The following is an 18,717-nucleotide window of genomic DNA, read 5'->3' on the forward strand; positions in this document are numbered from 1 at the left end:
AAGCAATTTCTCTTGTAATTCCCGAGAAGGACCCACTTGACGAATTCAGTGACGACCGACAGCGCTGCGCAGCCAACGGTCCACGACACCCCGGATGTATCCGTCGTAACATCGCCGCGCCGCGAGGCCGTCATCATCGGGGCGCTCAGCCTGGCCGCGATGATCGTCTCGATGATGCAGACACTGCCCGTCCCGATTTTGGGGCGTATTCAGTCCGATCTGGGCGCATCCGCGGCCGGCATCAGTTGGGTGACGACGGCGACGTTGCTGTCGGCCGCCGTTTTCACTCCCCTGTTGGGCCGCTACGGCGATCAGCACGGCAAGAAGCGCACGCTGGTCGGCGTTCTGGTCGTCATGGTCATCGGTTCGATCGTCGCCGCACTGGCACACAATCTGCCACTTCTCATCCTCGGACGCGTCCTCCAGGGGACCGCCACCGCCATCTTCCCGCTGGCTCTGTCGGTCCTGCGCGAAGAGGTCCGCCCACACAAGCTTCCCGGCGCGATGGCATTGGTCAGCGGAACTCTCGCATTCGGCAGCGGGCTCGCCCTCGTAGCCACCGGACTTCTCACATCGGCTCCGGATGCCGACTACCGCAATGCCTTCTGGATGGCCACCGGGTTCGCGTTGCTTGCCCTCGTCGCCGTCATCACGCTGGTTCCGGCAACCAAGCACAAGAGCGGCGGGCGCGTCGACGTCATCGGCGCGCTGAGCCTGGGCGCTGCACTCCTTCTGCTCCTGTTGTCGATTTCGCAAGGCCACCAATGGGGTTGGTTCTCACCCGTGACCATCGGTGTTTTCCTGGGCTCGATCGTGATGTTCGCAGTCTGGGTCTGGATCGAGAAGATCGTCGACGAACCACTGGTCGACATGCGAATGTTCGTCCACCGGCCCGTGATGATGGCGAATCTGGCGGGGGTCATGCTGGGCTTCGGAATGTTCGCCAACTTCCTGGGCATCTCCTATCTCGTGCAGCTTCCCCACGCCCTCACGGGATACGGATTCGACGCCAGCATTCTGCGTGCGTCGGTGGAATTCCTGCTGCCGGGTGCGATTGCCTCGCTGATCGCAGCACCGATCGGTGGGCGGCTCATCAGAGTGCGTGGGCCACGCTTCGTCCTGGGACTCACCGCCATCTGTGGTGCGGTGCCGTTCGCCTGGCTCGCGTACGACCACACGCACACCGCGTCGGTCATCGGTGCCGGCATCGTGATCGGCGCCGCCGTGAGCCTGGGCTACGCGGCCATGCCCGCGATCATCATGTCGAGCGTTCCGCGACACCAGAGTGGAATAGCCAACGGCATCAACTCGATCTCCCGTTCCACCGGCAGCGCCATGGGCAGTGCAGTGGTGACTACGATTCTCGCCTCGATGACCATCGCGAACCTGCCAGAGGGCGTATCCGCTCTGCCCAGCGAATCCGCCTTCACCGTCACCTTCGTCACTGCCGCCGTAGCTTTCGCTCTGGTCGGCCTGGTGGGTTGGTCAGGCCTCCCCAAGAGTGCGTCGACGTCTGTCAACGGCAGCGCGTGAACAGGCCTGCTCCGAACAGCTCCGCATTCACGAGATGCCCATGCGTGTGAGCATTGTGCGAGGATCGGCGGGAGGTAGCAGGTCTCGAAGCTGAGCGGCTCGGCGGTCGGTGAACTGCCGACACGCGTCGTCGTCGGAGAACACCCAGAAGTCCCCACGCGCTATTGCTTCGGTCATGTGCTCGGCGGCATCGAGCGGGTCGAGTCCGGATTCGACGTTCGCCTGTTGCATTGCATCGAAGACAGCGTTTGCCGTGACGTTCGTAGTCGGCGCGTCACGCTGGGCCGCACGAAAGATCTCACTCCGGATCGAGTGTGGAACAACAGCACTGACCTGAATCGGAGAGTCGACCAACGACAGATCTTGGTGCAAGCTCTCGGTCATCGCCAGCACCGCGAACTTACTGACGATGTACGGTCCTTGCACCGCGGCGCTGTTGATCCCGCCGACAGAAGACAGATTGGCCACACACGCCGGCTTACCCACCTTCAACATCAATGGCACGAAAGCACGAAGGCAATAGAAGACGCCGTCGACGTTGATCTCCATCAACCGTCTCCACCGCGCACCACTGACTTCCCACAGCAACCCGGCCGTCTCCACTCCGGCATTGTTGACCAGCAACTCGACGCTGCCGTGACGATCGAACACATTGTCCGCCATCCTCTTCACGGCATCGGCATCCGCTACGTCCACCCCATGGACGTCAGCTCTCCCACCGGCCGCGCGAATGTCCTCGGCGACGAGCGACGCACGCTCCTCGTCGATGTCGGCAACGACCACCGTCATTCCCAGCCGCGCAAGGTGACGGGCGAACCCTGCACCGATACCGGCCCCCGCACCGGTCACGACGGCCGTGCCGGTACCGAACCGGCGTTCAGCGTGGGACATCTCCACTCCTCGGGTTGTGTCGCCGAAACTATTGCTCGACAAAGACTTCAGATTCCTTCGGGCAGAATGTTGGGATTGCACCACGTCGGTGGCTCACGTCTGGGCATCAGCCCTTGCCCGTCGAGCGCCTTCACGACCAGATCCTGATACCAGGGAAAATGAAGACTGAAGGCTACAAGGCCGGTCCGCTCGGCCGCGGGAAGAGAACACATGGCCAGTACCGTCTCGGCAAGATACTCGACGGGCTCGGTTTCGTATCCATCCGGAATGAGTGCGTCGGCGCCGGGAGTCGAGATCGCAGTGGAAGGCCCCACCGAGTTGACCGCGATATTGTCGTCCAGCACCTCCGCGGCGAGGCCCTGTGTGAACCTGTGCAGTGCTGCCTTCATCGACGCGTAAATCACGTCACCCGACGTCTTGTTGTAGTCGCGGAAGGGCCTGATCGGATTCAGTCCCGTCGAGGAACCGATGTTCACGATCCAGCCTGCGCCGCGCTCTCGCATGTAGGGGATGGCTGCCTTCGACAGGGCGAACGGCGCGCGAATGTAGTGGTCGAGGGTCCGATCGAACGTCGCCAGCGACATCTTCTCGATCGGCGCGTAGTCGGCAAACCCGGCATTGTTCACGAGGATGTCGATACCTCCGGTCCGCGAGACGACCTTCTCGATCAATCCGTCGCGAGCCTCGGAATCCTCGAGATCGGCCGGAATGGCAAGTGCACGACCGTGTTGCGACTCGATCATCTCGACGGTCTCGGACAACGTACCGCCGATGACGACATTACTGTCGGCACGGACTGCCGCGGTAGGCCGAGCCGACCGTGCGGTGACGACCACGGTTGCCCCCTCTGCCGCCAGTCGCCTGGCGATCGCCCTGCCGATGCCTCGACTGCTCCCGGTCACCAGCGCGGTCTTCCCTACCAGCGAGTGATTCAACTGCTCCTCCAAGGCTCTTCCACTTCACGACATCGAACACATGACGTATGTGTTCGACCTGAGTTCGACTGCATTTCACGCAATCGTTGTCCGCCATGTTGCATCATCCGATTCTGTTGCACAGCAACGATTCCCGCCTGACGGGAGGTGTCGAAATGCCGGGCACATGACCAAATCCGCTATCTCCCGCTGTGTGAGATCGAAAGCATCACAACGGGTTAGGGGAAAGTAATCTTCACCAATGGCAGATGAAACGCTCTACGTGATCGATCGGATAGTCACGAAACCGGGATGCGGTCGACAGTTCGTCGACGCGCTACTCGACCAGTATTTGCCGAGTGCACAGCGTCGCGGCATGACACTCGCCGACGTACTCGTCAGCCCTCCGTTGTGGTGCGATCAAGACCCGAACACCTTGACCGTCACCTGGACGGTCGACGGCACGGCCGGCTGGTGGTCGATGACGCGCCAGGGCCGCAGAGACTCCACCCTCAGGCAGTGGTGGGATGCAATGGCTCCGCTCATAATCGAACGGAGTCGCTCCATGGCCGCCGCAGCAAAGGACATCGAAGGACTGAGCAATGTATAACGTGACAAGAGTCGTGCACGCCGCCAACGGGGCGGGCGCCGACGAGTGGACCGCTGCAGTGAAGAACATTGCCGCAGTTGCCGAATCGTCGAACGCGCTGCGTCATCTCGTATGTACGACACTTCCCGGCGTCATCAACGGCGGAGATCTGATCGTCCATCTTCAGTTCGAAGACGAGATGGCTTGGCAGACAGCCCGAGATGCGGTCGACGACAGCCTGCGCTGCGCCGCCGTCGACCACTTCCACGGTGCCGAGTACTCGTCCGGGACCACGGGACGTTCCGGCGCCGAAGCCGCCGGTCAGGTGTACCGAGCGCTGTTCATCCGGATATCCCCCAGCACACCCCAGGACGTACTCGAGGAATTCGAACGGGATCTGCTCAGGATGCCTACCCATATCTCGTCGATCTGCGCCTGGCGTCTCAGCCGAGTCGACGCAGCGACCGGGCACACACCATGGACTCATGTCTGGGAGCAGGAGTTCACCGACCTCGGCTCACTGCAGACCCAGTACCTCGATCATCCGATTCACTGGGCAGTGGTGGACCGGTGGTTCGACCCCGAATGTCCCGAGGCAGTGGTCCACGACAGAATCTGTCACACGTTCGGCAATCTCACCGAGAGACTCCTGACAGTGAAGTGATCTGCCTACTCGCTACCGAGCGCCTCGCGCGTCATCGCCCAAAGCTTCTGTCGCGCAGGCTCGGTCAGTGACAAAGACGGGATAGTGAGGAAGCCGTGGAACAATCCTTCGAAGCGATGATGGCGCACCGAAACGCCAGCCGTCGCGAGCATCTGCGCATACGCGTCACCTGACGAACACGGCGGATCGAGTTCGGCTGTCACGACGACAGCAGACGGAAGACCGGCGAGCGTCTCCGCACGCGTAGGAATCACACGGGCGTCGTCGCGACCTTCAGGCGCGTACTGCTGCCAGTACCATTCCATCGCTGCGGTGGTGTTGTAGTGACCCGTGCCGTAGAGCCGATACGACTCGGTTTCGAAGTCGTCGTCGATCACGGGGTAGATGAGAACCTGAAGGGCGATTTCCGGACCACCCCGATCCCGAGCGGCAATAGCCACGGTCGCCGCGAGGTTCCCTCCCGCACTGTCGCCCACAAGTGCGATTTTACCTGCGTCGGAACCGTATTCGGCAGCATGCTCGCTGGCCCACGCCACCGCGGCGTAGACGTCGTCGTGGGCTGCCGGTGCCGGATGCTCCGGCGCCAACCGATAGTCGACGGCAACCACTACTGCGCCGACTCCCTGCGCCATCGATCGACAGAATTCGTCGTGACTGTCCAGATCGCAGAACACGAAACCGCCCCCGTGAGCGAAGACCACGAGAGGAACGTCGTTCGAGGTTCCATGCGGACGAAAGACGCGAATTGCCAGATCTCCACCGGGACCGTCGATTACGTGATTCTCGACTGAAAGCATGTCGGGAAGACCCGTCAGCGGCGCACGTCGGTTCCGAATCAGAGTTCGTAGCTCCGACGGCGGGACACTGGTGACATCCGGGAATCCAGCGTTGAGGGTTGCAAGCATCGTGGTGACTTCCGCTTGAATCGTCATATCGTCTCCTGGTCTCTCAGCCCGGCGGGTGGCGCTACGTCTGCGCCGGCATCCGCGTTTGTCCACTTGGCGTGTGATCACGTCAACGTAGATCGCCCACCACCAAGCAAGGAACCCGCTCTCCCGATCAGTGGTCCGTTTCCGCCGACGAGCACCGGAGGCGTCCGATCCACAGGGTGGCCTTCTTCACAAAGCAGAAAAAACATGTCATCATTCCTAATCGAAATAGCCTTGTCCAGGGCAGTTGTCCAACTTGACTACGGGATAGCAGAGGGAACACATGTCGCTCCAGCTCGAGGTCGATCCCGCAACGCCGAACGCCTTCCTCGACCGAGTCTCTCTGCTACTGGATGCGTTCGGCGGTCGAGATCGTCTCACCCTCGCCGAGATTGTCCGACGAACCGGGCTTCCAAGGTCTTCAGCCCACCGCATACTCGACCATCTGGTCCAACTTCGGTGGCTGCACCGCAGCGGCCGCGATTACACGCTCGGGTTGCGGCTCGTGGAACTCGGCTCGTTGGCCGTGTACCAGGACAGACTTCACTCAGCTGCGCATCCGCACCTGTACGAATTGCACCGGCGTACCGGACTGATCGTCGAGATGACGATTCTCGACGGCTCAAATGTGGTGTGCCGCGCCCACATGGCAGGTCGTTTCGCCAGCATGATTCCGAATCGGATCGGTTTCAGCACGCGCGCAGACGGAACTCTCGTCGGCAGGGTCCTCCACACCTTCAACAACGAGCGAGGAGAGGCGGCCGACGAGGTCCGAAAAACCGGCGTGGGATACGGCCGTGACACGCCGATCGACGGATTCGGCACGATCGCCACTCCGATCGGCCCGATCGGCGTCGCGACCTCCGCGCTGTCGATCTGCGGACCGCTCCGACAAATGCCGCTCGACGAGCGGAACTCGCCTCTCACCGGGCTTCTTCGGGAAACAGCCGCTTCCCTGTGGCGAAATGCGGGCGTCCGGACCACCGAAAGCATGCGAGCTCAGTAGGCACGAAGACTAGGCACGAAGACTAGGCACGAAGACTAGGCACGAAGACTGGGCACGAAGACTGGGCACGAAAACCTCGACAGCACAATTCTATTGGCGTGGGGCAGAATCTGGAGAGTTGTACCTCCGCACGCTCAGATCAACTTCCAACTACCGGCATTGACGGGCTGCGGCAAGCCGAGAGCGTTGGCGTCGCCTTGCGCGAATCGAGCGGCGGCCTCATCGATGTCATCGAGCAACTGAGCGGCGAGGTCGATCTCCATCTGAAAATGGCGGCCTATCCATCGCAGACTCATCTCGGTAAATGCCCAGGCGGGTTCATTCTCCGAGTTATCGGCGTGTTCGATTGCCTTGAGCTTCTTTGCCTCGAGGTTGTCGATGTGATCGAGCACTATCGACTTGAGCTGATCGGGGTCGTTGAGGTGGCCGACCCACAGTCTCAACATCACTCCATGTTTGAGAACGGGGGTTTCGATCTCCGATCGGCGTGACCATGATCTGAGAGCCTCGATACCGGATTCGGTTATCGTGAACACTCGTCGACGACGCCCACCCGATTCCGAAACCTCCCGCGAACTGACGAATCCCAGCGTTTCCAGCTTTTTGAGCTCGGTATAGACCTGGCTCACCGACGGGCTCCAGTAATAGAACCCGATGCTCCAGTCGGCCCAGCTTTTCAGATCGCTGCCACTGAGTTCTTCTCCGAATGTGAGCATTCCCAGCACTGCCCAACTTGTCGCGGGCAATGCCGGGTAACACGCAGTTGCGGGATCAGGCACCGGCCCAGACTAACAAGACGTCGACCATCTGACACCGACTTGCCCACCGAGTGGTCTGTTCACGAATTCGTGCAATCAGAAAAGGTTCAATCGCAGTTCGGAGACACCGCGGATAAAGGCCGTGCCACCCCACGTCACTCCACCGTCGACGAGCTCGGTCTTCGGCGCTTTGTCGATCAACGCATTCAGGATGGTCTTGATCTCCAGCCGGGCCAACCACGCACCGAGGCAAGCGTGCGCACCGTGACCGAACGTGATGTGGTCCCGGACATTTGACCTCGACCAGTCCAATCTGTCCGCGTTCGGACCGAATCGAGTTTCATCGCGGTTTGCCGACGCCAGCCACGTCACAATGTGATTTCCGGCCGGAATCACCGCATCTCCCACCGCGTAATCCTCGGGAGCAATGCGAATCATCAACTGCGCCGTCGGCTCATAGCGCAGGACTTCTTCTACCGCGTGATCGAGCAGTGCCCTGTCGTCGACGAGTCGTTCCCACTGATCACGATGGCCCATAAGTGCATTCATGGTGAGACCGACCTGATTGACTGTGGTGTCCAGTCCGGCGATGACCAAAGTCTGCACGGTTGCGGCAACTTGATCCGGCCCGATTATCTCGCCTTCGTCGCCGGCGGAGATGAAGTCCGACAGGATGTCGTCGCCAAGATTGTTGCGCTTCCAAGCGATAACGTCCTGAAGGTGTGCCGAGAAATCACGCTGAGCGGAAATGTAGTCGCTGGTCTGCTCGGCAGTCAGAAACGGATCGAGTAGGTTGAGTCCCTTACGGGTCCACTCGAACATCGTATCGGTGTCGGCAGGTACGGGGATACCGAAAATTTCGCAGACAAGGCGAATCGGTAGCGGATGAGCAACTTCCGTCACCAGCTCGATCTCGGAGCCCCGTCCATGATCGGCAAGCAACTCGTCGACGATTTCCTTCGCCCGCGCGTCGTAACGCTTGATTGCCCTGGGCGTGAACGGGCGCGCCAGTAGCTTGCGCAATGCCAGATGGTCCGGCGGATCCAGCTTCGACAACGATGGGCGCAACAAGTAGGCGTCGCTACCACCGGCCGCCTTGATCCGCATATTGCGCGGTGCCTCGAGTGCATACTGTTCCGACGAACTCAGCGACTTGTCCGCCAGTGCGCGTTTCACGTCGTCGTAGGCGAAAAGCATGTATACGCCATTCGAATGCTGTTGTACCGGAGCAACTTCTCGCGCAATCGCGTACCGCGCGTACGGATCGGACAGGAAGCCTGGCTCCGTTGGATCGACCAATCCCGTTCTGAGCCAATCCGTTGTGTCATGAACCGCACGCTCCGAACCCACCGGCGAAGTCATAGTCAACCTCTCGTCCTCGACAAAATCACTCACACAAGATCTGGCAGATCATTGACGCCCTCGTAAAAATCCACAGCCGAATACCACTGGTGACGAGCGTCAGCGCTGCGCTGAACTGAACTGCGCAGAGCTTCACAGTCGGACTACGAGGCAACCAACAAACCGCCCGCTGTATGGGAAATGAAGTCGCGCTCCGGACGTCGGGTTGCCACATTCTCACTGAGCGGGCGGGAAGGTGCGCTCCTTGCTGCTCGAGGACAGAATTCCCAGACGTCTTCGCCGTGAATCAGTAAGGCGGCGAGATCAATTCCGGGCAATCGTCCCGAGAAGTGATGCGAACCGGTGTCGAAGCAGATTGGAAATTGCGCATGACCGAATATGTGAACCGCGCTGTGCGAGTCGTTCGAGCTCCCCGCGGCTTGCCTGTCGTAGAAGATTTTCGGATCGACGAGGTTCCGATCCGGCCGCCCGCGGACGGCGAAGTTCTGTTCCGCGCCCACTATCTTTCGATCGATCCGGCGATACGAAGACGCCTACCGTCCACCAGCTCTGCCCCCGGGCCGTTGGGAGCTGTTGCCGGTATCGGCGACGTCGTCTTGGCTGGAGTAGTGCCTGCGCACTCCGGTTTGGACGGCATCGCAGTCGGCGAAGTGATTTCTTCGCGGCATCCTGACTTTGCGGCAGGTGATTTGGTTCGAGGCGGCACGCACTGGCAGGTTTATCACACAATCAAAGGCGCTGCCCTGGACCGCATACCGAGGGAGAATCGAGCTTCCCTAGGAGATGAACTCGGAATTCTAGGACAGCCAGGATTTGTCGCACACTGCGGAATGCGGTTGGTCGCCGACGTCCGAGAGCGAGACACAGTCGTGGTTTCGGCGGCCGGCGGAGCAGTCGGCATGGTTGCAGGCCAAATCGCGAAGCTGGCGGGCGCCCGGGTGATCGGAATCGCCGGGGGTGAGAAGACCGAATACGTTGTGGAGGAATTGGGGTTCGACGCCTGCATAGATAGGAAGACGGCGAACATCGGCGAGCAGTTGGACGAATTGTGTCCGAAGGGCGTCGACGTCTATTTCGACAACGTCGGAGGCTCGATCACGCGAGCGGTTTTCGATCGCATGGCCGATTTCGGAAGGGTCGTCGTGTGCGGAATGATCAGCGAATACAACCAGGATGAAAGCGAAGTCGGGCCTCCCCTACGCCCTGTACTACGCAAACGTCTACGCATCGAAGGGTTCGTCTGCTACGACCACTACGACCGGTACCCGGAGTACCGGGCGTGGGCGTCCGCTCGAATCGCCGAAGGTGGACTGCGCTACCGCAACGATGTCACCGAGGGCATCGAAAATGCCCCAGCGGCCTTGATCGGGCAGCTTTCGGGCCACAACCGGGGGAAGCAGTTGGTGATGATTTGACAAAGGGAGACCACACGTCGTTGTGTGGTCTCCCTTTTCGATTCGTTCAGCCGATCAGGCGTCAGCCTCTGGGCCGAGCATCTACCTTGTCGTCATCGTCGTCGCGCTCGCCGGTTGCGAGCTGGACGCCGGATTTCTCGATGCTGCCGTCAGCACCTGACTTCTCGAGGTCGATCGGTGCATCACCGGTCGCAACCTCTTCGGCCTCAGGCTCTTCCGGTAGCGGCTTCTTGAGACTCAGGATGATCGAGCCTGCCAACACCACGATGATCACCGCGAGGCTGACCAGTGAGGGAATCTCGGGGATCGACGTGCTGATCACCTTGTGGCTGGCCTGCATGATCAGCTTCACGCCGATGAAGGCGAGGATGATCGACAGACCCTTGGACAGGTAGTGGAACTTCTCGAGCAGGCCCGAGAGCAGGAAGTACAGGGCACGCAGACCCAAGATCGCAAACGCGTTGCTGGAGTACACGATGAATGGATCGTCACTCACTGCCAGCACTGCCGGGACACTGTCGACTGCGAACACGAGGTCGGCAGCTTCGATGGCGACGACGACGGCGAACAGTGGTGTTGCGACGCGCTTTCCGGCTTCCTTGACGAAGAACTTGGTTCCTGCGTATTCCTCACGGACCGGCATGATCTTGCGCAGCAAGCGAACCGCCAGCGAGGTTCCCGGATCGAAGTTCTCGTCGTCGTCCTTGAGCAGCTTGTAGGCGCTGTAGAGCAGGATGGCGGCGAAGACGAACAGCACGGCCGTGAACTTGCTGACCACGGCAACGCCGGCGGCGAGGAAGATACCGCGGAAGATCAGGGCGCCGATGACACCGAAGAACAACACGCGGTGCTGGTATTCACGGGGCACCTTGAAGTAACCGAAGATCAGGGCGAACACGAAGAGGTTGTCGACGGAGAGGCTCTTCTCCAACAGCCAGGCCGTGGTGAATTCGACGCCCGAGTTCACCCCCAAGGTCAGGGTGACGACCACCGCGAATACGAGAGACAAACCGACCCAGAGTGCACTCCACCAGGCCGCTTCCTTGAAGCCGATGACGTGCGCGCCGCGGTGGGCGAGCAGGTCGATGAGCAACATGACGACGATGACTGCGGCGAACGCGGCCCACGCCCACATGGGAACGTTCATCGCTGACCACCTACCCGAATGGCACTGATGACTGCGGTCACGGGGAGCTCCTTCACTGGGTTCGGACGGCCGTCTCGCCGTCTTCTCCAGTGTTCCTTGCCGACTTCTATCCATCCCGGTCGAAATATCGACGACTTTCACACCTGAAGTTGCCGAAACCATGCAATCTGAGGGTGTTGCGTCCGAAACCGCCGCTGGACGGCATCTTGTTCTAGCCTGGCAAGCATGAGCACCTCGTTGTACTACTCCGCCGTCCGCACCACACCGCTGACCGACGACGAGAAGGCCGAAGTCGACCGACTCATCGCCGTCCACAACGACGAATTTCCGTTCGACTACGAGGTCCTGGACCTCTATCCGTCGGATATCCCCGACACTCTGCTCAACGGTTCGACAAAGATCTCGAGCGACCCGACCGAGGTAATTCCTTCGCTCGTCTACTGGTTCAACGCTCTGACCGAACTCCGGCGAGCGGTGCCCGACGCAGACTGGGACGTTTCACTCGACGACACCCCCGCCGATTGGGATGACAGCTCCGGCTATTCGCTCCCCGGGCTCGACGACATGCAGTAGCGAGTCACGGGTTCGCCAGGAGGGCGGCTCCGTAGCTCTCCAGCGCGATGAGCGCCAACTCTGTTGGCAGCCGACGCTGGTCCACGCTGCGGTCTAACAGCTTTTCGGCCTGATCGAGTCGATACCGCACGGTGTTCTTGTGCAGACCGAGCGCCACGGCGGTAGCGGCTGCAGTGCAATTGTTCTCGTAATAGACCCGAACGGTGTCACGGATACGCGTCGTGACACCGTCCGCGCCGGCGAGTCCTTTCAATTCCCGGGCCACCAACGCACGCAGTTCGTCCAGATCTTCGGTGAGCAGACAGGGAACCTGAACATCTTCGTAGACGGTGACCCCCGGCGAACCCGTCGAACGGACCGCGATGCGCTGCGCGGCGAGAGCCTCGCGGTGACTGCGCGCGAATCCTTCCATTCCGTAACCGCTGGCCCCCACCGCGACACGGAGGTCCGAATTCCGAGCACGATCGAGCGCCGCCCACTCATGGTCGTCGAAATGCGCGACCCACGACCACACCTCGCGCGCCCCCGAAGGCAGCGTCAGCACGCGCTCGGCATTCGACTCGTCCACAAAGGAACGCGCATACGAGTCCAATCGGGCCAATACGTCGGCGGCCGGATCGGTGTCGTCCGTCCAGAGAACAAACGCAGTGTGGTGGCGCCGCATCGGGTAGTCGAGAATCTGCGACACCTCATCGGAGTGAAGTGCTTCGCCTGCGACAATCGCGTGCACCGTCTCGGACCGACGCGCAAAAGCGCCGCGCGCCAAGCTCTCACGCTCCTTCGCATACGTTGCCACCAACAATTCGGTGGTCACTTCCAGCCATCTCATCGCCGAACCCCACACTCGGACCAGAAGTGCGCGCTTGAGTTCCGGACCGATCGGAAGTGCTTCTATCGACTCGTCGACGAAGCCCAGCATCGCGAGGCGTCCGGCACCGTAGATCTTGAGCAGGACTCGAAGATCCATACCGCGCCTGGCAACGGTGAGTGCAAGCGCAACCGACTCCGGCGGCGGCGTGACCTCCTGGGAACCGCCCGCGATCGCGGCCACGATGACGCGAAGCTGCGCCGCAGTGCTCGCATCCACATCGCGTCGTAGCTCCCGATCACCCGCCACTTCAGGATTGGCCACCGCAATGGCGTCGTCGATGCGTTGAACGAAACCGTCGATCACCTCCGGCTGGAGATAGATGGGCGCGAGATTTGGAATCCAGCCGTCCAACTCCGATGTGTCCATGGCGCCTCCCCGACTTGTCATCCTGATTGTGACTTAGTCACAAATCTATCGTCTCACTTCGGCCAAGAAGCCCTAGCAACCCGGTTTCGACTGGTCCACAATCACATCTCACTGCAGATTCATCTCACTGCAACCAACCCCTATCTTTGGAGACGCTGGAGTAAATGAACAAACCTTTCGACGGTCAGGTAGTGGTCATCACCGGCGGCGCCCGGGGCATCGGATACGCCACCGCGAAGCGGCTGATCAGCCTGGGTGCGACGGTCGCGATCGGCGACATCGACGAAGCCACTCTCGCGCGAGCAGCCAAGGATTTGGGCATCCGCACGTTCGGGCGCCTCGACGTCACCGACCCCGCCTCGTTCTTCGACTTCCTCGACACCGTCGAAGGTGAACTCGGCCCGATCGACGTGCTGGTCAACAATGCGGGCATCATGCCGGTCGGACGGATCGTCGACGAGGACGACTCCGTGACCAGACGCATCATCGAGATCGACGTCCTCGGCGTGATCACGGGAACCAAGCTCGCATTGCGACGGATGCTTCCGCGCGGACGTGGACACGTCATCAACATCGCTTCGCTTGCAGGCGAACTCCCGTGCCCCGGTTTGTCGACGTACTGCGGCGCCAAGCATGCGGTGTTGGGCTTCACCGATTCTGTCCGCAAGGAAGTTCGTGGCACCGGAGTTCACATCTCGTCCGTGCTGCCGACGCTCACCAACACCCAACTCACCTCGGGCACTTCGGGAATGAAGGGATTCCGAGAGGTTCAGCCGGAGGAAATCGCCGAAGCCGTCGTCGGCTTGATCACCAAACCGCGTCCACGCGTACGTATTACGCGGGTGTCCGGGCTGCTCGTGCAGGCACAGGGCTTCTTCCCCCGGCGGCCGTACGAGGCATTGAGCCGACTGTTCGGCGTCGAGACGCAGTTTCTCGGCGACGTCGACACCGCGGCACGTGCTGCCTACGAAGAACGCGCCCGCGCAAGCTGATCAGGTCAGCTCGGTGGCCGGCCAGTCGAGCAGCTTCGCACCCAGTACGGCAGCGTGGAGCGCGAAGCTGTCGTTGGGATCGTTGACGTTCTGACCGGTGAGTTCACGGATGCGGTCCAACCGGTACGTCACGGCGCGGACGGACAAATGCAGGTCTCGGGCGGTCTTAGCCGTATTGCCGCCGGCGGAAAAGTACGCGAGCAGTGTGTCGATCATCGGTCCAGCGCCACCACGCGCCTCGAGCAGCGGTGTGAGAAGGGTGTGGATCAGGTCGGTGACCGCCGGTCTGTCGTTGACCAGAACCCGGTAGACCAGCAGGTCACGAGCATCGATGATCGGTGCGGTCAACGACAGGCGCTGCGCCAGGTCCAGTGCGTCCAGCGCCTCCCGGTACGACGCCACCACGCCCGAAGCGGTGGTTCGAGGGCGCCCGACAGCGATCTGCCACGTGCCGTCCAACGGACGCCGCTGCAACTGCACTCGCCCATCGTCATCGGTCCCCGGTCCGAGAGCCGAACGAATCCCTGCCAGCACGTGGTCGACGGCATCGCGATCCGGCGCCGCGAAAACTACCACCAGTTTGCCGCTCTTGCTGGCGACCAACGCGTCGGCGTCACCCTTGCTACCCAGAACGGCACGTTCGACGGCGCGCACCAAAGGGTTGTCGTCGGTGAACTCACGGGCGGCGGTCACTACCGCCACGGCATGCGGACCACTGAGGTGGAGACCGAATCCTGAAGCGCGATCCAACAATCCGACGACGTCAGCGCCGCCGGTCAACAAGTCGTCGACGAACTCGCGGCGTGCCGATACCTGCGAGCGGACCAGAGAACGTCTGGCCAACTGAAACCCTTCGGCCAGTTCGGCGACGGCATCGTCGACGGCACGCAGCATCACTTCGCCGGCCGCGACGACGGCATTCGGATCCGATTGTGCCGCAATAACAGCAGGCAGTTCACGCCACAGACGCCAGGCCGAGGAGAGATACAGATCGAGCAGGGCTCGCAAGGCGACACCCTGCTGCGCTGCTTCTTCCCCGCGAGCGCGGAAGCGGTGCAGCTGGCGACGCTGCAGCGGTTTCCCTTCACGGACAGCGTCGCTGAGCACGTCGAGGAAATCACCCAGCAGTTCGACGGGTAGGCCACCGGCGTCGTCCGCCCCTGCCGCGGCTACCCGGGAAAGCACTTCTGTGGGCACTCCGGTTGCGTTCACCCCCCGCATTCTTCCACCACGTTCCGAAGGCGGGGGGACTGTCGTACCGGAACCGCTAGTCTTCGCCGACCAGGATGTGCGCGTAACTCACTCCGCCGGCTCCGATCATCTGCGCGAATCCGATCCGCGCACCGTCGTGCTGACGGACCCCGGACTGCCCACGAATCTGCTGCGTGATCTCGACGAACTGGGACAGGCCGGTAGCTCCACCGGGATGCCCACGGCCGATCAGTCCACCGCTGGGGCTGACCGCGACACGGCCTCCGATGTGGAAATCGCCGTCTGCCATCGCGAACGACGCCTTCCCTTCCGCCGCCAACCCGAGATCCTCGATGTACTGCAGTTCTTCGACGCTGAAAGCCTCGTGAACCTCTACGACGTCGACGTTGTCGGGGCGAATGTCAGCTTGCTCGTAGGCACGGGCGGAGACCCGCTTGGTCACACCGAGATCAGGCATGAACGCGGCAGCCCCGTGCCACTTGTCCGTCTCCGCTACGGCGGCAGCCACTCGGACGGCCCGACTGGCGTTCGCGAGTTTTCTGCTGGTGATGACGACTGCCGCTGCGCCGTCACCGATCGGGCAGGATTCGACGCGCCGGAGCGGATCCACCAGCATCGGTGCAGCTTTCAACTCGTCCATCGTCAATGCTTTGTTACGCTGCGCCATGGGGTTTCGGCTTGCATTGAAGAGGTTCTTCTCCACCACCAGGAGGCTGGCGTCGGCCGATTCGCCGTGTCGATGCATGCGAGCCTGCTTCATCAACGCAAACGGAACAGCAGGAACTGCCATGCCGGATACAGAAATCAAGTCCGGTTCACGTTCCCCTTCGGCAGCGCGGCTCATCAAGAGAGCACCGAGGCTTCCGACTCCGACCACCGCGGCAGTTTCCACCTGCCCCGATGCCACAGCAGCGCGGGCCTGCTCGAAAGCCGCTGTGCCGGTGGCTGATGCGTTCTCTACCGCAACAGCAGGAATCCCGGTCCACGCCATTTCGTGCAGAACCAGCGGAGCGGTCGACATTCCGGTACCGACGGCACCGACCACGAGCAGGCCGACTTCAGCCCAGTCCAGTCCGGAATCCCCGAGGGCCGCGTTCAACGCCTGTCCACCCTGAACATGTGGCGGTGTCGTCGTTTTGGAAACGAACGGCGTCATTCCGACGCCCGAGATGTATACCTCACGCATCGCGCGACTCCTTTTCGAAACCGTATGTCGTGAACAGTGAGTCTTCCGTGCCCGCACTCCGGGGAACAACGGAAACCACATCACCGATTCGAACGGGATCGGCACTGACTCCCAGAATTTCGATGTCGGCGTCACCGATACGCACCTGCGCGATGGTCACGGGAGGTTGCGCTCCGGCAATCGGAAATGCTGCAGTGCAATGCGATAAGACGGTGCCGGACTCGGCCAGTTCGATCTGGGTCGCCGGGGCGAAGCACTTGGCGCAACGCTCACGGCAAGGGAAGCTGATGTTCTCGCACCGACTGCACTGCGAAGCCAGCAGTCTGATGCTCGTGCCTTCACATCGCAGGGCGGCATCGTCGAATGAAGGGTGCATTATTCGTCAGTCCTGTTCTTCAGACTCGTCGAGCCTGATCAGCCCAGTAGAGTTCTCGGAGATCCTTCTTGAGGACCTTCCCGTTGACGCTGCGCGGGAGTCGTTCGACGAAGTCGATTCGCTTGGGACTACGAACACCTCCGAGCTTGTTGCGGCACAGAGCAATCAGCTCGTCGGCACCTACTTCTGCGCCCTCGTTGAGCTCGACGACAGCGGTGACGGCCTCGCCCCATTCCGGGTCCGGAATGCCGATGACGGCACAGTCCTGCACAGCGGGGTGCGACCAAATCACCTGCTCGACCTCAGCTGGGAAGACGTTGAATCCGCCCGAGATGATCATGTCTTTCTTGCGGTCGGTGAGCGTCAGAAACCCTTCGTTGTCGAGGTATCCGATGTCGCCGGTGTGAAGCCAACCGTCACGTATGGTGTCGGCGGTCGCCTCGGGGTTGTTGTAGTACCCCTTCATGACCAGGTCTCCGCGTACGCAGATTTCGCCACGCTCACCGCTCGGAAGCGCGTTGTCTTCGTCGTCGCGGATTTCGACTCTGATCAACGGCGACGGCCGACCACAAGACAGCAATCGGGCGTCGTCGGCGATCTCGCCGGCGACAAAGTGCTGCTCGGGGCGCAGGAAACTGATGGAGCCGGGAGCTTCCGTCTGGCCGAAGCATTCGATCATCACCGGACCCAGAACCTTCAAGCACTTGCGCAGCTTCTCGGCCGACATCGGGGCAGAACCATAGAGGAAGTACCGCAGCGACGTGAGATCGTATTTCGCCAGATCCGGATGTTCGATCAACCGGTAGATCACGGTGGGAGGCAGGAACAGGTCGGTGACGTTGTATCGGTCGATCGACTCGAGCAGGGTCTCCGGATCCGGCCGCTTCAACACGACCACGGCGCCGCCGCGGGCAGTTGCCGGCAGGGTCAGCATTCCGGCGGAGTGCGTCATGGGGGCAGCCGCGAGGTTGACCACCTTCTCGTCGGCGCGATAGTGCATGGCAAGCATTAGCTGCGCAACACACATCGAGAAGCTGCGGTGGGTGTTCATCACACCCTTGGGAGCGCCTGTCGTACCGCCGGTCGGCGAAATCATCGCCACGGAATCCTGCGGAACGTCGACCCTCGGATGCGTCGACGGAGAATCGCCGAGCCAGTCCGTCAAAGCGCGGGCGTAGTCACGAACACACTCGGCGGCGTCCGCTTCTCCTTCGAGGCGGATGTACTGGATGCGGTCGCCGACTGCAGCGTGAATCTCGTCTACAGCTGCGGCGAGCACAGGGTGATAGAAGAGGATCTCGCAATCGAACTGGTTGATGAACCCGATGCTGTCCGTGATCGGACTGTTCGGATTGAGAGGCACCCAGGTTCCACCGGCACGCCAGGCGGAGATGACGCATAACCACGCCGCGGGATCATTGGGAGAGAGAACGCCGATCTTCGTTTCCGGCTTCATTCCGTCTCGCAGCAACGCGTTCGCGACACGACAGGACAGCGAACCCGCTTCTTCGAACGTCCAGTCGACGTCGCCGTGACGATATGCGATGGCAGCGGGATCGACGCTCCACCCTTGGTCGAAGAAATCGGAGAGGGCCATGGGAAACCATTCCTTCCTTCCTGCGGGCCGCAGCGTCCCAGGAAGTTGTCAGTAACTGTTTACATCTCGCCGAAACGTAGGCTCCCCTGACCGACCTGTCAACCATCGACAACTGCAAAACTGTTGCACAACAACAGAATAGAGCCAACGGTCGAACAGACTCAGCAGAATCATCCCGTCTCGTACACTAAACCATACGTCATTAGGTTTACCGGCGGCGCATGCTTTGACCATTTAACCGAACTGCGTTAGATTGACGAATGTGACTTGAGGCACACCGACTCGGTGCCCACTCGAAAACTGCTGCTGGTGAACAACACCCGAGCGCACAAGCCA

General features: G+C 61.2%; 18 protein-coding genes and 1 pseudogene. 7 read left to right on the plus strand and 12 right to left on the minus strand.

Going from position 1 to position 18,717, the window contains the following annotated elements; translation table 11 throughout:
• The first annotated feature begins 36 nt into the window (after positions 1 to 36).
• Positions 37 to 1,533, plus strand: coding sequence for an MFS transporter (locus ASU23_RS17515; protein ID WP_202426560.1), 1,497 nt, complete (start codon positions 37 to 39; stop codon positions 1,531 to 1,533).
• 27 nt (positions 1,534 to 1,560) lie between these two features.
• Here ASU23_RS17515 and ASU23_RS17520 read toward each other — a convergent pair whose 3' ends face one another.
• The gene (locus ASU23_RS17520) at positions 1,561 to 2,424 is read right to left on the minus strand and encodes an SDR family NAD(P)-dependent oxidoreductase (RefSeq protein ID WP_007730535.1); all 864 of its coding nucleotides are present in this window, start codon (positions 2,422 to 2,424) and stop codon (positions 1,561 to 1,563) included.
• 47 nt (positions 2,425 to 2,471) lie between these two features.
• Positions 2,472 to 3,359 (minus strand): SDR family NAD(P)-dependent oxidoreductase, encoded by an 888-nt coding sequence (locus tag ASU23_RS17525; RefSeq protein WP_058038475.1) that lies wholly within the window; start codon positions 3,357 to 3,359, stop codon positions 2,472 to 2,474.
• A gap of 241 nt (positions 3,360 to 3,600) precedes the next feature.
• Here ASU23_RS17525 and ASU23_RS17530 point away from each other — a divergent pair, with 241 nt between their 5' ends.
• Positions 3,601 to 3,948, plus strand: a complete 348-nt coding sequence (locus ASU23_RS17530; RefSeq protein WP_007730530.1) for a hypothetical protein — start codon at positions 3,601 to 3,603, stop codon at positions 3,946 to 3,948.
• Positions 3,941 to 4,591 carry a Dabb family protein gene (locus ASU23_RS17535; protein WP_058038356.1) on the plus strand — a complete coding sequence of 217 codons (651 nt, stop codon included), beginning with the start codon at positions 3,941 to 3,943 and terminating at the stop codon, positions 4,589 to 4,591. Before ASU23_RS17530 ends, ASU23_RS17535 begins: the two co-directional genes overlap by 8 nt.
• A gap of 5 nt (positions 4,592 to 4,596) precedes the next feature.
• Here ASU23_RS17535 and ASU23_RS17540 read toward each other — a convergent pair whose 3' ends face one another.
• Entirely contained in the window at positions 4,597 to 5,523 is a 927-nt protein-coding gene (locus tag ASU23_RS17540) for an alpha/beta hydrolase (protein WP_007730522.1), read from the minus strand.
• Between the two features lie 280 nt (positions 5,524 to 5,803).
• Here ASU23_RS17540 and ASU23_RS17545 point away from each other — a divergent pair, with 280 nt between their 5' ends.
• Positions 5,804 to 6,526: an IclR family transcriptional regulator gene (locus ASU23_RS17545; RefSeq protein WP_007730520.1), complete on the plus strand. Its 723-nt coding sequence runs from the start codon at positions 5,804 to 5,806 to the stop codon at positions 6,524 to 6,526.
• A gap of 134 nt (positions 6,527 to 6,660) precedes the next feature.
• On the opposite strand, the gene ASU23_RS17550 is transcribed toward ASU23_RS17545, so the two are convergent.
• Both ASU23_RS17550 and ASU23_RS17555 read right to left on the minus strand, forming a co-directional pair.
• Positions 6,661 to 7,242, minus strand: a complete 582-nt coding sequence (locus tag ASU23_RS17550) for a PadR family transcriptional regulator (protein WP_050656919.1) — start codon at positions 7,240 to 7,242, stop codon at positions 6,661 to 6,663.
• A 138-nt stretch (positions 7,243 to 7,380) separates the two neighbouring features.
• The gene (locus ASU23_RS17555) at positions 7,381 to 8,646 is read right to left on the minus strand and encodes a cytochrome P450 (RefSeq protein WP_007730518.1); all 1,266 of its coding nucleotides are present in this window, start codon (positions 8,644 to 8,646) and stop codon (positions 7,381 to 7,383) included.
• 368 nt (positions 8,647 to 9,014) lie between these two features.
• Here ASU23_RS17555 and ASU23_RS17560 point away from each other — a divergent pair, with 368 nt between their 5' ends.
• A complete protein-coding gene (locus ASU23_RS17560; RefSeq protein WP_030536117.1) occupies positions 9,015 to 10,061 on the plus strand; it encodes an NADP-dependent oxidoreductase in 1,047 nt (348 codons plus the stop codon).
• A 61-nt stretch (positions 10,062 to 10,122) separates the two neighbouring features.
• Here ASU23_RS17560 and ASU23_RS17565 read toward each other — a convergent pair whose 3' ends face one another.
• Positions 10,123 to 11,208 (minus strand): TerC family protein, encoded by a 1,086-nt coding sequence (locus ASU23_RS17565; protein WP_003942925.1) that lies wholly within the window; start codon positions 11,206 to 11,208, stop codon positions 10,123 to 10,125.
• Positions 11,209 to 11,433: 225 nt separating this feature from the next.
• On the opposite strand from ASU23_RS17565, the gene ASU23_RS17570 reads away from it, so the two are divergent.
• Positions 11,434 to 11,781: a hypothetical protein gene (locus ASU23_RS17570; protein ID WP_030536118.1), complete on the plus strand. Its 348-nt coding sequence runs from the start codon at positions 11,434 to 11,436 to the stop codon at positions 11,779 to 11,781.
• A 4-nt stretch (positions 11,782 to 11,785) separates the two neighbouring features.
• On the opposite strand, the gene ASU23_RS17575 is transcribed toward ASU23_RS17570, so the two are convergent.
• Positions 11,786 to 13,018, minus strand: coding sequence for a CdaR family transcriptional regulator (locus tag ASU23_RS17575; RefSeq protein WP_058038357.1), 1,233 nt, complete (start codon positions 13,016 to 13,018; stop codon positions 11,786 to 11,788).
• 164 nt (positions 13,019 to 13,182) lie between these two features.
• On the opposite strand from ASU23_RS17575, the gene ASU23_RS17580 reads away from it, so the two are divergent.
• Complete coding sequence (locus ASU23_RS17580) at positions 13,183 to 14,010, plus strand: SDR family oxidoreductase (protein WP_003942902.1); 828 nt, start codon at positions 13,183 to 13,185, stop codon at positions 14,008 to 14,010.
• Here ASU23_RS17580 and ASU23_RS17585 read toward each other — a convergent pair whose 3' ends face one another.
• The 5 genes and pseudogenes from ASU23_RS17585 to ASU23_RS17600 all read right to left on the minus strand — a co-directional run bounded on the left by ASU23_RS17585 (position 14,011) and on the right by ASU23_RS17600 (position 18,381).
• On the minus strand, positions 14,011 to 15,222 hold the full coding sequence (locus ASU23_RS17585) for a CdaR family transcriptional regulator (protein WP_058038358.1): 1,212 nt from the start codon (positions 15,220 to 15,222) through the stop codon (positions 14,011 to 14,013).
• A gap of 55 nt (positions 15,223 to 15,277) precedes the next feature.
• Positions 15,278 to 16,408: a thiolase family protein gene (locus tag ASU23_RS17590; RefSeq protein WP_003942932.1), complete on the minus strand. Its 1,131-nt coding sequence runs from the start codon at positions 16,406 to 16,408 to the stop codon at positions 15,278 to 15,280.
• Positions 16,401 to 16,568 (minus strand): hypothetical protein, encoded by a 168-nt coding sequence (locus tag ASU23_RS34275; RefSeq protein WP_003942869.1) that lies wholly within the window; start codon positions 16,566 to 16,568, stop codon positions 16,401 to 16,403. The genes ASU23_RS17590 and ASU23_RS34275 overlap by 8 nt, the downstream gene beginning before the upstream one ends.
• Before the next feature lie 93 nt (positions 16,569 to 16,661).
• Positions 16,662 to 16,784: pseudogene (locus ASU23_RS35335) on the minus strand (hypothetical protein); the annotation flags it as partial.
• A 19-nt stretch (positions 16,785 to 16,803) separates the two neighbouring features.
• A complete protein-coding gene (locus ASU23_RS17600) occupies positions 16,804 to 18,381 on the minus strand; it encodes an AMP-binding protein (RefSeq protein WP_058038360.1) in 1,578 nt (525 codons plus the stop codon).
• Positions 18,382 to 18,717: the final 336 nt, after the last annotated feature.

Origin of the sequence: Rhodococcus sp. KB6, assembly GCF_001445685.1 — a bacterium.
Lineage (GTDB): Bacteria > Actinomycetota > Actinomycetes > Mycobacteriales > Mycobacteriaceae > Rhodococcus_F > Rhodococcus_F qingshengii.

Bases quoted from the DNA above. Each gene is read 5' to 3' on its own strand.
- ASU23_RS17520 (WP_007730535.1), bottom strand. From the start codon at position 2,424: ATGTCCCACGCTGAACGCCGGTTCGGTACCGGCACGGCCGTCGTGACC.
- ASU23_RS17530 (WP_007730530.1), top strand. From the start codon at position 3,601: ATGGCAGATGAAACGCTCTACGTGATCGATCGGATAGTCACGAAACCG.
- ASU23_RS17535 (WP_058038356.1), top strand. From the start codon at position 3,941: ATGTATAACGTGACAAGAGTCGTGCACGCCGCCAACGGGGCGGGCGCC.
- ASU23_RS17540 (WP_007730522.1), bottom strand. From the start codon at position 5,523: ATGACGATTCAAGCGGAAGTCACCACGATGCTTGCAACCCTCAACGCT.
- ASU23_RS17545 (WP_007730520.1), top strand. From the start codon at position 5,804: ATGTCGCTCCAGCTCGAGGTCGATCCCGCAACGCCGAACGCCTTCCTC.
- ASU23_RS17550 (WP_050656919.1), bottom strand. From the start codon at position 7,242: ATGCTCACATTCGGAGAAGAACTCAGTGGCAGCGATCTGAAAAGCTGG.
- ASU23_RS17555 (WP_007730518.1), bottom strand. From the start codon at position 8,646: ATGACTTCGCCGGTGGGTTCGGAGCGTGCGGTTCATGACACAACGGAT.
- ASU23_RS17560 (WP_030536117.1), top strand. From the start codon at position 9,015: ATGACCGAATATGTGAACCGCGCTGTGCGAGTCGTTCGAGCTCCCCGC.
- ASU23_RS17565 (WP_003942925.1), bottom strand. From the start codon at position 11,208: ATGAACGTTCCCATGTGGGCGTGGGCCGCGTTCGCCGCAGTCATCGTC.
- ASU23_RS17570 (WP_030536118.1), top strand. From the start codon at position 11,434: ATGAGCACCTCGTTGTACTACTCCGCCGTCCGCACCACACCGCTGACC.
- ASU23_RS17575 (WP_058038357.1), bottom strand. From the start codon at position 13,018: ATGGACACATCGGAGTTGGACGGCTGGATTCCAAATCTCGCGCCCATC.
- ASU23_RS17580 (WP_003942902.1), top strand. From the start codon at position 13,183: ATGAACAAACCTTTCGACGGTCAGGTAGTGGTCATCACCGGCGGCGCC.
- ASU23_RS17590 (WP_003942932.1), bottom strand. From the start codon at position 16,408: ATGCGTGAGGTATACATCTCGGGCGTCGGAATGACGCCGTTCGTTTCC.
- ASU23_RS17600 (WP_058038360.1), bottom strand. From the start codon at position 18,381: ATGGCCCTCTCCGATTTCTTCGACCAAGGGTGGAGCGTCGATCCCGCT.